The organism is Fulvitalea axinellae, assembly GCF_036492835.1.
GTDB classification, from domain to species: Bacteria; Bacteroidota; Bacteroidia; order Cytophagales; family Cyclobacteriaceae; genus Fulvitalea; species Fulvitalea axinellae.
The window spans coordinates 107,680-122,161 of record NZ_AP025316.1; the positions used below are offsets into that span (position 1 = coordinate 107,680).

General features: G+C 47.5%; 11 protein-coding genes. 6 read left to right on the forward strand and 5 right to left on the reverse strand.

Annotated elements, in window-relative coordinates:
* Position 1: 1 nt before the first annotated feature.
* Positions 2 to 1,162, reverse strand: a complete 1,161-nt coding sequence (locus tag AABK39_RS21255) for an efflux RND transporter periplasmic adaptor subunit (protein ID WP_338395251.1) — start codon at positions 1,160 to 1,162, stop codon at positions 2 to 4.
* A 242-nt stretch (positions 1,163 to 1,404) separates the two neighbouring features.
* On the opposite strand from AABK39_RS21255, the gene AABK39_RS21260 reads away from it, so the two are divergent.
* Positions 1,405 to 3,672 carry an Lcl domain-containing protein gene (locus AABK39_RS21260; protein WP_338395252.1) on the forward strand — a complete coding sequence of 756 codons (2,268 nt, stop codon included), beginning with the start codon at positions 1,405 to 1,407 and terminating at the stop codon, positions 3,670 to 3,672.
* Between the two features lie 171 nt (positions 3,673 to 3,843).
* Here AABK39_RS21260 and AABK39_RS21265 read toward each other — a convergent pair whose 3' ends face one another.
* On the reverse strand, positions 3,844 to 5,457 hold the full coding sequence (locus tag AABK39_RS21265; RefSeq protein ID WP_338395253.1) for a hypothetical protein: 1,614 nt from the start codon (positions 5,455 to 5,457) through the stop codon (positions 3,844 to 3,846).
* Positions 5,458 to 5,669: 212 nt separating this feature from the next.
* Here AABK39_RS21265 and AABK39_RS21270 point away from each other — a divergent pair, with 212 nt between their 5' ends.
* From AABK39_RS21270 to AABK39_RS21285, 4 genes are all read left to right on the forward strand, one after another.
* Positions 5,670 to 6,173 (forward strand): RNA polymerase sigma factor, encoded by a 504-nt coding sequence (locus AABK39_RS21270; protein WP_338395254.1) that lies wholly within the window; start codon positions 5,670 to 5,672, stop codon positions 6,171 to 6,173.
* Positions 6,174 to 6,299: 126 nt separating this feature from the next.
* Positions 6,300 to 6,794, forward strand: coding sequence for a hypothetical protein (locus tag AABK39_RS21275; protein WP_338395255.1), 495 nt, complete (start codon positions 6,300 to 6,302; stop codon positions 6,792 to 6,794).
* A 160-nt stretch (positions 6,795 to 6,954) separates the two neighbouring features.
* Positions 6,955 to 7,485: a DUF4252 domain-containing protein gene (locus tag AABK39_RS21280; RefSeq protein WP_338395256.1), complete on the forward strand. Its 531-nt coding sequence runs from the start codon at positions 6,955 to 6,957 to the stop codon at positions 7,483 to 7,485.
* Between the two features lie 169 nt (positions 7,486 to 7,654).
* Positions 7,655 to 8,188: a DUF4252 domain-containing protein gene (locus AABK39_RS21285; protein WP_338395257.1), complete on the forward strand. Its 534-nt coding sequence runs from the start codon at positions 7,655 to 7,657 to the stop codon at positions 8,186 to 8,188.
* A 131-nt stretch (positions 8,189 to 8,319) separates the two neighbouring features.
* On the opposite strand, the gene AABK39_RS21290 is transcribed toward AABK39_RS21285, so the two are convergent.
* The 3 genes from AABK39_RS21290 to AABK39_RS21300 form a co-directional block, all read right to left on the reverse strand.
* Complete coding sequence (locus tag AABK39_RS21290; protein ID WP_338395259.1) at positions 8,320 to 8,679, reverse strand: hypothetical protein; 360 nt, start codon at positions 8,677 to 8,679, stop codon at positions 8,320 to 8,322.
* Positions 8,680 to 8,761: 82 nt separating this feature from the next.
* Entirely contained in the window at positions 8,762 to 10,810 is a 2,049-nt protein-coding gene (locus AABK39_RS21295; RefSeq protein WP_338395260.1) for an MGH1-like glycoside hydrolase domain-containing protein, read from the reverse strand.
* 443 nt (positions 10,811 to 11,253) lie between these two features.
* A complete protein-coding gene (locus AABK39_RS21300) occupies positions 11,254 to 11,796 on the reverse strand; it encodes a hypothetical protein (protein ID WP_338395261.1) in 543 nt (180 codons plus the stop codon).
* Between the two features lie 423 nt (positions 11,797 to 12,219).
* On the opposite strand from AABK39_RS21300, the gene AABK39_RS21305 reads away from it, so the two are divergent.
* A complete protein-coding gene (locus tag AABK39_RS21305; protein ID WP_338395262.1) occupies positions 12,220 to 14,475 on the forward strand; it encodes a beta-N-acetylhexosaminidase in 2,256 nt (751 codons plus the stop codon).
* The last annotated feature ends 7 nt before the right edge of the window (positions 14,476 to 14,482 follow it).

Consider the following 14,482-nt stretch of genomic DNA (forward strand, 5'->3'; position numbering starts at 1 on the left):
GTTAGTTAAATACGGTCTTGACGGCCTTCGCTATACTGTCGGCCTTTACGGGAATAGGCTTGATGCTCATGCCCGGGCGCACCTTGATGATCCCTTTGGCCAAAACTTTCTCTCCTGACTTCAGCCCCCCGTCGACTATAAAAAAACCCGGAACTATGCCGGCAATCTTTATCACACGCTCTTCCAACTTCCCTTGCGGGCCAACCACAAATATTTTCTTTTGGTCTTGGGTTTCGAAAGTCACTACCTCGGGAACTGCCAGTACTTGTTTGTAGGGTTTCGGAACGTGTATTTTTCCCGTGCTGCCGTTGCGCAATAAGCCATCTGGGTTTTGGAACGTCGCGCGTAACCGGACCGATCCAGTCATCGGGTTTACGTCGGACGTGGTCGATCGCACGTCTCCCAAATCGCCGTAAAATTTTCCGTTCGCCATCTCAAAACGTACGCGAGGCATGTCCTGAACTTTTTTGTTCAGCGTTTTGCCCTCAATGGCGTTCATAATTCTAAGTATGCGCTGTTCGCTCAAAGCGAAATAAATATATACACTATCGATTGCGCTTAGGCTCATCACTGCATTCGTGGAGCTGGGCCCGACCAAAGTCCCCTCCCGCCAAGTTATCGGCCCGACTACCCCGTCTACAGGGCTTAGCACTTCGGTGTAGTCCACCATCGCCAATTGGCTTTCGTAGTCTCGTTTTGCCTGCTCATAAGTGGCGATACTGGCCTGCAAACTGGCTTCCGCCGTAAGCAACTGCACAGGCCCGACGACTTTTTCACGCACCAAAGGCGTCAGGCGTTCGACTTCGATTTTTGCCGTCTCCACATTCGCTTTTGCCGTTTTGATCGCGGCGAAAGCGGCGGCCACACTCTCGCCAAGAGCGTTCGATTCCTGAACAAAAAGACGTTGGCCTTTGCGAACGTAATCGCCCTCATCCACCCACACCGAATCGATATAACCCGCCACTTTCGCCATTACGGGAACCGTACGAACACCCTCGACCGTAGCCGGAAAAGCGTCGTAACCCACATAATCGGCGGGAGTAACGGTAATGACGGGCAGGGAAAGCTGATAGGCCCCCTGCGCCGGCGCTTCTTTCTTCTTTGAACAAGCTTGTAGTATTGCGAAAGCCACAAAAATCAAAAACGGAGGACACTTGTACATACACTTTTCTGTCTGAAAGCGGATTCTTTAGGGTTTCGAAAATGGAGTGACGTTTCTTTTCAAAACCAATAGGTGTAACAAATCCCATCGCGTTATGTTGGCCGTTTACCTTCCCTGTGGCGATCAAAAATAAATTGTGGAACCAGCCACTTACAATCTTGATGGCAAGGCCATCCTAAAGAAAATTTTCAAGTATTTTTTTTCAGGATTAAACCTTGTCGCTGTATTTTAATCAAAACCACATGAGAATATTTATAATCCTGTTTTTGGTTTGTGCTAGTGTAAGTTCCTATGCACAAGAAGGCGCCGAGCTAAAAGCCACCATAGTCGGTTCCGGTTCTCCAAAGTATAACCCCGACCGCTCGGGGCCTTCGGTTCTTGTCAGTTATAAGGACACGAAGATTTTGGTCGATATGGGAAACGGCACCCAAGCGAACCTGGACAAAGGCAAAATCCGGATGAAGCAATTGGATGGCCTACTTTTCACTCACCATCATTTGGATCATAACGAGGAGTTTACCCCTATTTTTATCCGTTGTCTTTTGGGCGGAAACAGGTTTCTGGTCGCCGGTCCCGCTCCTACTTCAGGTTTTGTCTCTTCGATCATCAACTTATATGACGAGGATATAGAATACAGAATGAGAAAAAGCGGCCGGACGCTGAATGACGTTAAGAATAACTATGGAGTAAAAGACTTGAAGGGTGGCGAGACTTTTACAATCGGCGAAATCAAGGTAAGTAGCGCTAAAGTGAACCACTCCATTCATACGGTGGCTTACAGATTTGACGCCGGAGGAAAGTCGATCGTGATTTCCGGAGACTTGGTCTATTCCCAAAGCTTGCCGGCCTTGGCCAAAGACGCGGACATTCTGATTATAGATTCCGGCGGAGCCATTAAAAAAGGCGGAAGGAAAAGAGCTAACGGAGGCTCGGGAAAAAAGCGGGCGGGAAATAAGGAAAGGGCCCATGTTACGTTGGAAGAAAGTTCGCTTATGGCGAAAAAATCCAATGTCAAAGCCTTGGTGTTAACCCATTTTGTAAATGCCGAAATAGACGAAGAGGCGACTGTAAAAGAGTTGCGCAAGAACTATAAGGGCGAGATCATTTTTTCCGAAGACATGATGACTGTCCCCTCGGGGAAAAACATTACCGCCAGACAAGATAAGAAAGACACAAAACATCCTTACCCAATTGTCGATACAGGCATTAGTAACTATTATTCGGATGTCACCACAATCTCGAAACCGTCCGAAGGCGACGCTTTTTACGGGCAGGACGCTAACTATAACGGTCATTCGCCTTCATATACGGACAATGGGGACGGAACGGTAACGGATAATGTGACGGGCCTGATGTGGGCGAAGGATATGGGAAATAAACTGACCTATCAGGAGGCGTTCCAAAAGGCCAAGAAATCGAAACTTGCCGGTTATTCGGATTGGAGGGTGCCCACTATCAAAGAGTTGTATTCCCTGATTTTATTCACTGGAAAAGTAAAAGGGCAACATGCCGTCGATTTTTTTATCGATACAAAATACTTTAACCAACCGCTTGGGGACACCAAAAAAGGAGAACGTGAGATTGACGCTCAAACGTGGTCGTCGACGGAATATGTAGGCAAGACGATGCGGAATGACGAGACCGTATTCGGAGTGAATTTCGTGGACGGACGCATTAAAGGTTACCCCAAATACAACCCGAGAACACGTGACGAGAATAAAATGTATTTCCGTTTGGTAAGGGGAAATCCCGATTACGGCAAAAACCGGTTTGTGGATAACGGAGACGGAACGGTCAGCGATTTGGCCACCGGCCTAATGTGGCAAAAGGCCGATGACGGTTTGGCCAGAAACTGGGAAGAGTCGTTGGATTACGCCGAGAATCTTGAACTGGCAAACCATAAGGATTGGCGACTGCCCAACGCCAAGGAATTGCAAAGCATCGTGGATTACAACAGATCGCCCAAAACGGAGAAATCGCCCGCCATTGACCCCATTTTTGGCACTACAGAGATGACGGATCCTGAAGGCAACACAGGCCAATATCCGTATTTCTGGACAAGCACTACGCACTTGGATGGCAAAAACCCGAACGAAAGCGCCGTGTATATCGCTTTTGGAGAGAGCCAAGGCAAAATGCGTGGCAGATTGATGGATGTACACGGAGCGGGGAGCCAAAGAAGTGACCCAAAAAGTGGTAATAAGAGTTCGTATCCTCAATTTTTCGGTCCGCAGGGCGATGTCCGTTATGTGTATAATTTCGTGAGAGCCGTAAGGAATATTGACGGAACGAATAACCTGAATACCGAACCCGGGATTAAAACCGAAACGCCTAAAACGGAAAAAAAACAAAAGTCTTCTTTTTCAAAAATGCTCCAGCGAATGGACACCAACCGCGACGGGAAAATATCCAAGCACGAAGCGAAAGGAAAGCTCAAAGAGAATTTTTCCCGAAGGGATAAGAACCGGGACAATTATATTACCGAGGATGAAGTCAATAAAAGAAAATAGAGTGACAATGGGTTTCGGGCATTTTTAGTGCTCGATGCCTCGGTTTGAACCAAAGATAGCTTATCCAGAAAGGCCGGTCAAAGGGTTATAAAGAACAAACCCGTCTTTCGAAATTCTCGAAAGACGGGTTCCCAATATTTTTATTTCAGCCAAACAGGGTGCCTACCGGACTTACTCCTTCCCTCTAAAATTCAAATCGGTAAACCTATACCCACGCTTATTCCAGCTAAAGAATGTCAGCTTCTTTCCAGTTTTAGCGAAGGTGATTGATGGATAAACGGCGACACCACGCTCTACCGCCGTTTCTATGGCATTACCGTCTTTGTCAATCCTCACGCCACGGAGAACGGTTGACGCCGGAGCACCAGTCTGTTTTGGCGAAGGGTTGTTGATTAAGCCGGTATTTTCCGGATTGTCATTCCAGAAAAGGTAAAGTTTGTCGTCGTCGATATGGCTGGTGAAAGAGGCGAAAACATCTTTTCCCGTACCGTTGCCCTGCGATTTGGAAATCACTTTACTCCATTGGACATCGCCGTTTTGGTTGACACTCGTCACCAATATTGATTTATAGGCGTATTTCTTCTTTAAAGTGGAAGCGGTGTTAACTTTTTTAGCGTTAAACTTAATCGAGAAGTCCCTGCCAGGCTCCACAGAGCTCGTTATCACTTGTTCGGAAATAATAATGATACCGCCGTCCGTTTTCGGGATCAATTCTTTGTTCACCAGATTTTTTACCGTATGCACCCTTTTTTCCTTGGGCTTCATCTCCATAAGTCCGCGCTCTTTCAGGCTACGGGCTTCCATTGCCGTAGTTTCCCCAAAGGGTGAATAAGCTTCAGCCACGATACGTTCGGTATCGGAATTAATTACTTGGGAGAAAACTCCGTCATAACCTTTTTTTGGATCGGGATTAATTGAGTAAAAGCCGGCGCATATGATTTCGTCGAAACGGTTGCGTGTCAGTCTTAGGTTGTGCAGGTACCTGTCTGTAGAGAAAATCGGATAAGTCCGTTCCAGTTGCCCTAAACGTTCGTAACGGAAAATCCGATAACGATAGTTAGGAACCCCGGCGCGGTCAAGCATACGCACTTCCTTGAAGTGTCTGCCCAAAATCAACACATCGCCGTTGTTGTACAGGTTCACTTGCTCGAAATCGAATAGTTCCGACGGGTATTGCAGTTTTATCGTCTTGCGGTACATTTCGGTCATAATGGCGTTATACACCACCATTTCCAGCTTTTCGTTCTCGCCTGTAGCGTCGGCGTCCGTGCTTAGCACCATTAGTTTGGTATTGTCTTCGGATGTTTTAATCCAGAACTTGCCGTTGTCGTTTTGGGCGTTGCTTCCCGTGCGCCTCTCGCCTATTTTCATGGCGGTGTATTCCAGTGTTTCTCCGGATTTCTTATTGATCGTCTGGATAAACAGCGATCGCTTATCCCTCTTCATATCCAGATAGGAAGAAAGATACCTAATCTCACCGCCGTGCAGTACTATGGCCTCAAACTTCGTTCGCCTTTTGTTCAGTTTGGCCGGAATCCTGTGGCTAGTCACCTTGCGATACTCCTTGTCGTAAATGTCAAAAAAATATTTGTCCGGATCCGAAAACGATTGTCCGTGGCTGTAGCCGTAATAGCCGTCCTCGTCCATGGCCACAATGTCCATAGGAAAAGCTTTCTTGGCGTAATGAATCGAAGGGCCCTTAACGGTTACAAAATCCTTTGCGACAGGTTGGGCTTGCGCAATGGCCGTGACTAACATCAGAATGGACAGCAGAATAATTCTCATAGATAAAACGCTAAAATTGGCCCGTATAGGCCGTAGAATAATTTTGGCAAAGACACCGGCTATTAGCAGAACGTTGCCGAACGTCCGTTAGCGTGTCCTTAGACTCGTTTTGTCCGCAAGTTATTCATATTCATTAAGGCCAATTTCAATTTTTTTCATATTTTTTTACTAAGCCTGTAACTTCTGTCGCCTTTGCGCGTCCTCCTTCCGATATGAAAGTAAACGAGTTTTTGGATATCATCACGCCCATGCAACGGAAACTGTTCCGTTTCGCCCTTCGCCTTGTCGATAACGTCAGCGAGGCCGAGGACGTGGTACAGGACGTGTTCCTGAAGCTCTGGAAAGACCCCGCCCAGCTCCGCAAATGCCGTAACGCCGAGGCTTGGTGCATGACTATGGTCAGAAACCGGTCGTTGGACCGGCTTCGTACCGAGGTGAAGCGAAAGCATATCGACATAGTCGAAGCTTGGAACTTGAGCCACCCGGGGCCAACGCCTCACCAAAGCGCCGAGCAAAACGAAACCATGGCCCGGGTAAAGGGCATTATCGCCGACCTACCGGACCAACAGCGTGAGGTGTTGCATCTCCGCGACGTGGAAGGTTACGCTTATGAGGAAATAGCGGATATGACGGGAATGAATCTCGGCCAGGTAAAAGTAAACATCCATCGCGCCAGACGGAAAGTCCGCGAACAGATGGAAAATCTTCCCGAATAATGGGACAAGGTTTTACTGGTCTGAGGTATTAGCAGTCTTAGGTATTAAATACTAGACTCAGTATTGTACCGAATACTTAATACCTAAGACCAAATACCAACAAAAAAGAAACGACACGATATCGATATGGAAAGGATAAAAACTCTTTTGGAGAAATACTGGGACGGTGAAACTTCCCTGGAGGAGGAAAAGGAGCTTAAGCAGTACTTCAACAGCCCGAACGTGGCTGAAGGACTGAAGCGCTACGCTCCGCTGTTCGCCTTCTACAAAGAGGAACGGAAGCGCGAACCGAGAAAAGACTTGGCCTCAAGTCTCGGCCTCCGCGCCCGGATTATCCCCATGCCCCATTTCGGACGCGTTGCGGTAGCGTTGACTCTCCTTGGTGTATTGGCTTACGGCTTATGGACGAATCCTTTGAAAGATGAGACCCCGGCCATGGCCAAACACGTAGTAATCGACGATCCTGAACAGGCATACGCCGAACTGCGCAAAGCCTTGGCGATGACGGCTTCTTATCTCAACGAAACTGAAAAAGTGACCTCCCCAATATCCGAACTTTCGATGATGAAAAAGTACGGAAGTTTATCCACTAAAGGAGGTTCAATAAAAAGTAAAGAGTAAAGAGTATAGAATCTGTCTGGCTATCACTGGAAACCTCTATTAGGTATTCGATCTTGATTAGCGGCACAGATAAAGTACCCAATACTTAATACCAGTTACCTAAGACCTATTCGATATCCGGAATCAATGGGCACTTACAGACGACTAAAACGACCTGAATATGAAAACCTTAATCGCATCTCTAATGATATTTTGCGCTGGTCTTAGCTCGGCTTTTGCGCAAAGCGCTTTGGATAAATTCTTCTCCGAATATTCTCGAGACGAGCGCTTTACAGTTGTCGAAATCAAGCCCCGACTATTCAGCCTAATGGCCGAAGTCGCCAATGACGACCAAGACGATTTCGATAGCGTAATCACGAACCTGACAGGCTTAAAAGTCTTGGCCGCCGATAACGTAACGAATGGATTGACCATGTTCAAGAAGGCGGGTGCCAAACTCGAAAAGAACCGATACGAGGAGCTCCTTTATGTTCACAAACCCAACAAAACCGAAGTTCGCTTCTACATCGATGAGGACAAAAGCGGTAAAATCAAAGAACTGGTTCTGCTCTCGGCCTCACCCACCAATTTTGTGATGCTAAGCATCACCGGTAACCTGGATCTTGACAAGATCTCCAAGCTCTCCGGTAGCGCTGATATCCCAGGAATGGAAGATCTCGATAAAGTCGGGGGAAAGAAAAAGAAGGAGTAGAGAGTCCAGAGTAAAGCGTAAAAAGTACTGGAGTCGAATTAAATTCCGCTTTGCGTTTATTTGTAAATCGCTGATTAACAACTTACCGAAACAATATATACCCAGACTATTTACGCTCTACTATTTACCTTGTACTGATTTTTAGAACAAACCATTAAATACGATAAGCATGAAAGCCACAGTTATAGCCAAATCGATTACCGCTCTGTTTCTTTTTTCGATGTTCTCCACACTGAGCTATTGCCAGAGCAAATATTTTGAGGAAATCCGCAATGAGTTCGGAAAATACGACGGCGTAAACACTATGAGCGTATCCGGAAATTTCCTCGGTATGCTTTCGCTGTTCGGCGAAGAGCAGGACAAGGAAGTCAGCGAGTTTATCAATAGTGTTAAGAGTTTCAGCTTTATGACCGTGGACAAGGAGCTTCCTGACCTCAAAGGCAAACTGAAAATTGACGATGTGGTACGAAAACTACGCAAAGACGGCTATGACGAATTAATGACGGTAAAAAGCAACGGCAACAAGGGAGGTGACGTGGACGTGATGATAAAAGAGGCCAAAGGACATGTGCAGGGCCTAATCTTTCTGGTCCGTTCCGACCGAAATACCGTAGTGTTGGAAATGGTCTGCGAACTGAAGCGCAAGCACCTCAAAAAAATCGTCAACTCTATGAAAAGTGACGGAATGAATCTTAACTTTTAAAATTTAGAAAAGAGTCCAGAGTAAAACGTAAATAGTTCTTTGTGAATACATTCGTAAAAGAAAACGTAGAGACGGTAATTCCGCCTCTACGTTTTTTATGTATCCAGTGCTCTCTGCCCTTTACTTTTTTCTCATTTAGAATAATCCCTTATTCCGGACTGTTCCAACAGTTTAATTGCCGCGTTTTGGATTTCGAACAACTCGTTGTCGTTCGCGAAGTCTTTAATAGCTCCCAGCGCCCCCGTATATACGTGGGTAAAATCCCCTATCGGGAGGTCGTAAGCCTCGGGCGTTAGGGGATCTTTGGTAGGGTCTACAGCCAAGAACCACATGGAACTCTCCAATGCTCCGTCACGCTTGAACATATTCTTGTGTCCGTCCTCGTCATCACGGATTTCATCCCAATCCAATCCCCCCTTTATCATCCTTTTCGACGAAATCATCTCTTGGGCCCACACAAAGGCCGCTTTGTTCAAGCGTAAGTTCATCATTGGTTTGTCCGTTAGTCCTAAGCGGAAAACAAGACGCAAAAAGGTATTGTTTCGTCGCCTCGCCTTCCGTTAGTACTTTGGACTATAGCTTTACGTCTGGCTTTTCTTTCTTCAACATCATCAGGATATGCGCCGCCGTCCAGCTGAAATGCTTGGCATTCAGCCCTTCGGCCGTTTTCGGGTTGTAGTTTTCCCTTACTGGAGCGTTGCCGAGCAAGCCTTCGGCGGTTTCGATAAATTTACGTGTTTGGGCGTTGGCCTCTTCAGTAAAACCGTAACGGCGCAGACCCGATACGGCGAAATACACTTGGTCTACCCAAACGGGGCCACGCCAGTAACCTTTAACAGGCTTTAGCTCCGGACGGGCCATAGACAAAGTAGGGAAAGGCAATTTGCCATTGAATTTCGCGGGATCCAACATTACGGATTTTACTTTCTCAGCTTGTTTCGCCGTGGCCAAGCCAGCCCATAAAGGCGACCAGCCTTCAGGTCCCTGAACCTTGATTTTGCTTTGGCCCGGAATCCTGACATCATAGTAATAGCCGTCTTCTTCGTCATACATCGTTTTGCGTACACGCTCAGCCATTTCCTTGGCTTCTTTGCGGTAGCGGGCCTCCTCCCCTTTTTCACCCAAAATTCCGGCTATTTCGGCAAGGCGATTTTTTTCATCAAATAAGAAAGAGTTCAGGTCTACGGACTCTTGGTCCAGCGACCATGCCTTCGAGTTGTTCTTCAGCATCTTCGCGCTGTCGAAGCGTACGGCGTTGTCCATACCGCTTTCCCAAGCCGCCGCCACGCGGGTTCCGTCAGTCGATCCGTATTCGCAGAGGCCGTTTTTGTCGTGGTCACGGTCTTTGGTCCACCACTCGTGATAGCGCTTTAGTTTCGGGTACATCACTTTCAGGAATTCCTTGTCGCCGGTGCGCGCGTACACTTCGGCTACGGCCCATCCGGCCAAAGGGGGCTTGGTGTCGCGCCAGTTGTGGTTTTCTATAGAGGTGTCGCGGAATACGCAGTCGGCGATCATGCCGCGTTCGTTCTGATAATCAAACATGGCCAGGATTTGGTCTTGCGCCAACTTGCCGTCGAAATAGGCCAAGGCTACGGCGTGTTTCCAGGAATCCCAAGCCCAGAAGCCGTTGAACCCGCGGTAGTGGTAAGACGGGAAAAGGCCCGAATGCTTCAGCTCGCCCGCCGGGCTCCGCCAGTTCGACACCAACGTTTGCAGACACTTTACGGCCAATCGGCGGTACGCAGGGCCGTTCGCCCAGTCGTGATTTCCTTGCGTCACGCCGGTAACGTAGCCTTCCCAGCGCTTCCGGTTTTCTTTATAGAGTTTTTCCGCGTTGGCGAAAGTTTGGGCACGGTTGGCTATTACTTTTCCGCGTTCGGCGCTGTCGAAGGTCAGGCATTGCAACACTTGGCGGTTAAGACTGGCGTTGGCTTTCAAGCTAAGCGTTTTACTTTCCTGAATGGAATATGATTGCCCGCTGAGGTCGATTTCTGAATATTCCGAAGGGAAAACGTCGAAACGTTGCGCATCGCCTTCGTAAAAAATACCCGCTCCGCCGTTTTTGGCGTCGATCAAGGCTTTCGGGCCCAGTGCGCTACCGGCCCAACGGAGATCAAAATCAATGTTTTTGTCCGAGGTGTTCGTAATCTTGGCGTTTACCAAGTTCGACCTTCCGTCAACGAAATAGAGTGTCAGTTCGACCTGAAAGTCCGCAACGCGGTACGACTGCTCCAAACGGCCGGGGAAAGCGATTTTCTTTTCGTCCCTTGGTTTGCCTAGCGATTCGCCGGTTTTCGGGTCCAGCAGTTCCAGCCTCGCCGCGCAGTCCGATAGCCAAGTGCCGTTGTTTTTGCCGGAGGAAAACGGACCGGAAAAGCCGTTTGCGCTTTTGCCATCGCCCGCTAAGGCGAACCCATGCCAAGCTCCCATATCAAAAAAGGCCACGAAGTCTTTTTCCCTTTCTTTCTTAGGGCTATGCTTCATGTCCAATACATTGGCGTAGTGGTCGGTCTTGTCGTGTCCGGCCAATTTTTTCGGTCTGGAACAGGAAGTGGCAATGAGAAGCAATACGCCGAGCAACGGCAGGTATCGTTGTGTTTTTTCGGGGGTGTAAAGCATAAGGGTTATGTTTTTTCGGCAATCTAAAAAAGGACAAAACGCCTTGCTAATGAAGGGTAATATGGTGTTAGGATTAGGGAAAATAGTACACGGAACAGTTATAGGTTTATACCAAGCCCTACTGCTATGCACTGTGACATAATTATTGGCATTTAAAAAACGATATCCCGAAACCATAAACAACTTGCTTACAACAAGCTCCGGTGTTACTTTTTGAAAGATCAAAAAGTAACCAAAAAATCTCTCAAATACGGCTACAAATTTTTCTTCCATCCAAAATCATTGCGGTTATGGAAGAAAAATAAAGGCCTGAAATTAGTTTTTTGGAACGCATTGGAATCAACAATGGCCTAACCTATGAGACGAATAAAACAAGGATAATTTAGTCAGGGTGCATATTGACATTTATGATCGAAGATGAAAATGGGGATATCATGATATAATCAAGCTCCCCGCTTATCATATTTCTCCGGCAATTTTACCCCGTTTCTGTCACTTACCCAAAGCAGGCTCGTAATCCACCACCTTTTTCCATCATAATATAATTGGAAACTGTTAATCCCTTTTTCTTCGGTATCAAGCTCTTTGGCGTAATATCCCTGAAAAACATGCGCTATTCCGTTATACTCGTCTACCGTTTTCTTCAGCTCGTATTCGATAAAACCGTCGCCTTCGTAAAAGCGCATTCCTATCCGTACAAATTCTTCCAAAGTGTAAGTCCTTAGAACTCCCCGGCCTACCGAATCATGAACCATAACCGATAACTGGGCTTTGGGAGCGAATAAAAGCCTAAAGGCTTCCCAATCCCTTTTCTCTCCCTTTTTACCGGAAATAATATCCAAAATCTCGTTTACCGTTCCGTCTACGGTTTTTACGCGTTCGGCGAACGAATCGTTTTTCACCTTTTGGGCCGATAGATTGGGCGCAGTAAAACTAAAAGCGAAGACAAACGCCAGTTTATAGAAAAATATAGATGGCTTATTCATGAGTATATGGTTGTTGGCGAAAAGAATACAGTTTCAATTTATATAAATATTTTAACACCGAATCAACTACGGCAATAAAGTTATCGAGCGATATCAACGAATAATTAAAGGGAAAGGAGCGGTACCGAAAATCGGTTTGATCTTAAAAATGAATGATATCCTTTAGCGTATTTGGTTTTCGGAAATACCCCGAAATTTAGAAGGTGTTTTTTTGATAATAGGAGGGTTAATTCGTTTCGCAAACATGTAAAGGCTATAAATATTTAATTTATATTAAAAACAATGGCTGTTTTACTGGCTATTATTTGATTTAAATAATTTAAGAAAGATATTTACGCTTATAAATTTTAGAGTGGCGGGGTTTAAATCGCTTTTTGTATAAAAATAGAACTGGCTATCTTTTTTATAAAAACCCAATTGATTATGCGGGAACACACAACAGGCAGAACTTTAATCGCTCTTTTTGCGATGGTACTGCTGGCATGTACACAAACATTTGCCGAAGGCAAGGATAAGGGGATTAATATTATACCCAAACCCGTGTCTTTGAAAACCACGGGGGAGACTTTTTCCCTTACGGAATCGACTAAGATTCTTTATTCGAAAGGACTGAAAGAACAGGCCGACCTATTGTTTTCGGCGCTTTCGCCAGCTACGGGCTGGGACTTCGCCGTAGCGGAATCCTCAAAAGCAAAAAAGGGAGCGATCAGCTTGCTCTTGACCGACAATGCCGACTTGCCGGCCGAGGGCTATAGCCTGAAGGTTAGCGCCAAGGGAATCGAGATTTTGGCGCAAAAGCCGGCAGGCGTTTTTAACGGTATCCAGTCGCTGCTGCAACTGTTGCCGGAAAACATCTACAGCGACAAGCGCCAGAGAGATATCGCCTGGGACGTGCCCGGAGTGGAGATCGAGGATGCCCCTACCTTCGCGTGGCGCGGCATGATGCTGGATGTCAGCCGCTATTTCTACGAAAAGGACTTTGTGCTGAAGTACATCGACATGATGGCGATGTATAAGCTCAACGTATTGCATTTCCACCTGATTGACGATGCGGGTTGGAGAATCGAGATCAAGAAATATCCGAAACTTACCGAAATCGGTGCGTGGCGCGGCGAAGGCGCCAACCGCTCGGGCGGATTCTATACGCAGGACGAGCTGAAAGAGATTGTAGCTTACGCCAAGGCTCGCAACGTGGAAGTGATTCCGGAGATTGAGATCCCCGCACACACTTTGGCGGCATTGTCGGCTTACCCTTGGTTGGGATGTCGCGAGATGCGCCACCGTGTACCGACTTACCACTTTATCAGCCGTGACCTTTACTGCGTAGGCAAAGAGTCGACTTTCGATTTCCTTGGCGACGTATTCAAGGAAGTATTCGAGATTTTCCCTTCCAAATACGTTCACATCGGCGGTGACGAAGCCCGTTACGACCGCTGGAAAGAGTGCGACCATTGCCAAAAACGCAAGAATTCGCTCGGTCTGAAGCATGACCGCGAACTGCAGGTGTACTTCACCAACCGCGTTCAGAAAATGGTGGGCAAATACGGCAAAACCATCGTAGGTTGGGACGAGATCGTGGAACGCGGATTGGCAGGAAAAGCCGTAGCCATGATCTGGCACAACAAGAAAAAAGCCTTTACCGCCACCGCCGACGGGCACATGGCTGTGATGGCCCTGACCGGACACAGCTACTTCGACGTGGCGGAAAGCCGTACGCCAGGAGAGGTGAAAGCCGCCACTTGGTTGTCTCCTATCAGCTTGGAGAAATCATACAGCTTCGACCCGATGCTCAAGGGCTTGGACGAGAAATACCGTGACCAGATTCTCGGCGCGCAGGCTTGCCTGTGGACCGACCAGTTTATCCACGGCACAAAGCTTCAGGAGATCCTTCCACTGAACGAAAACCGTTCGGAAGTTTACGCCGAGTACCTGACCTTCCCGCGTATGGCGGCATTGGCCGAGGTATGCTGGACGCCGAAGAGCGACCGCGCCTTTCCGGATTTCGAAGGTCGTATGGCCAGCCATTACAACCGTTACGATTTTGCCGGATACGGATACCGCGTGCCGGAGCCTAAGCTCGTTTCCAAAAAGAAAGTGTCCAACGGTTTCGAGATCAGCGTTGAAAACGTAGTGAACGGCGCCGAAATCCGTTACACTGAGGATGGTTCCCGCCCGCACTCCCACTCTAAGCTGTATACAGGTTCGGTGAAAGTGAAGAGCCTTCAGGACTTCCAAGCCATTACGGTAATCAACCGCAAGCAGTACTCGTTGCCGTTCTTCTTCCCGGAGGATTACAGCAAGTTCAAGCCTTACGGAAAACTGATGGCCAAATGGGCGCCGACGAAGATTTCGGATAAAAACTATGAGATTTTCAAGGCCAACGCCACCGGCAAGGTGAATAAAAACGGCGTTTACGAAATCGCCTTCCTTTACACTGACGGCGACAACGCTTTGGAAATCGAGAGCGTGGCGTTGTTCAAAAACGGCAAGCAAATCGGTGAGGACAAGCACGTAGGAACCGCCGGCAAGAACGCCAACGGAAACGTATACCGCTTCAGCGTGGACCAGTACGAAACAGGAGCCGGCTTCGAGATCCGCGCCAAAGTACGTGGTGCTCGTGGCAACCACAGCTACGGCGTAATCTTCATCAAACGCACCGGCGACGTTCAAGGAATTTAATATCTCC

What these genes read in the sequence shown, in the direction of transcription:
- AABK39_RS21260 (WP_338395252.1), top strand. Translation starts at nt 1,405, where the DNA reads ATGAGAATATTTATAATCCTGTTTTTGGTTTGTGCTAGTGTAAGTTCC.
- AABK39_RS21255 (WP_338395251.1), bottom strand. Translation starts at nt 1,162, where the DNA reads ATGTACAAGTGTCCTCCGTTTTTGATTTTTGTGGCTTTCGCAATACTA.
- AABK39_RS21270 (WP_338395254.1), top strand. Translation starts at nt 5,670, where the DNA reads ATGAAAGTAAACGAGTTTTTGGATATCATCACGCCCATGCAACGGAAA.
- AABK39_RS21290 (WP_338395259.1), bottom strand. Translation starts at nt 8,679, where the DNA reads ATGATGAACTTACGCTTGAACAAAGCGGCCTTTGTGTGGGCCCAAGAG.
- AABK39_RS21265 (WP_338395253.1), bottom strand. Translation starts at nt 5,457, where the DNA reads ATGAGAATTATTCTGCTGTCCATTCTGATGTTAGTCACGGCCATTGCG.
- AABK39_RS21280 (WP_338395256.1), top strand. Translation starts at nt 6,955, where the DNA reads ATGAAAACCTTAATCGCATCTCTAATGATATTTTGCGCTGGTCTTAGC.
- AABK39_RS21295 (WP_338395260.1), bottom strand. Translation starts at nt 10,810, where the DNA reads ATGCTTTACACCCCCGAAAAAACACAACGATACCTGCCGTTGCTCGGC.
- AABK39_RS21300 (WP_338395261.1), bottom strand. Translation starts at nt 11,796, where the DNA reads ATGAATAAGCCATCTATATTTTTCTATAAACTGGCGTTTGTCTTCGCT.
- AABK39_RS21275 (WP_338395255.1), top strand. Translation starts at nt 6,300, where the DNA reads ATGGAAAGGATAAAAACTCTTTTGGAGAAATACTGGGACGGTGAAACT.
- AABK39_RS21305 (WP_338395262.1), top strand. Translation starts at nt 12,220, where the DNA reads ATGCGGGAACACACAACAGGCAGAACTTTAATCGCTCTTTTTGCGATG.
- AABK39_RS21285 (WP_338395257.1), top strand. Translation starts at nt 7,655, where the DNA reads ATGAAAGCCACAGTTATAGCCAAATCGATTACCGCTCTGTTTCTTTTT.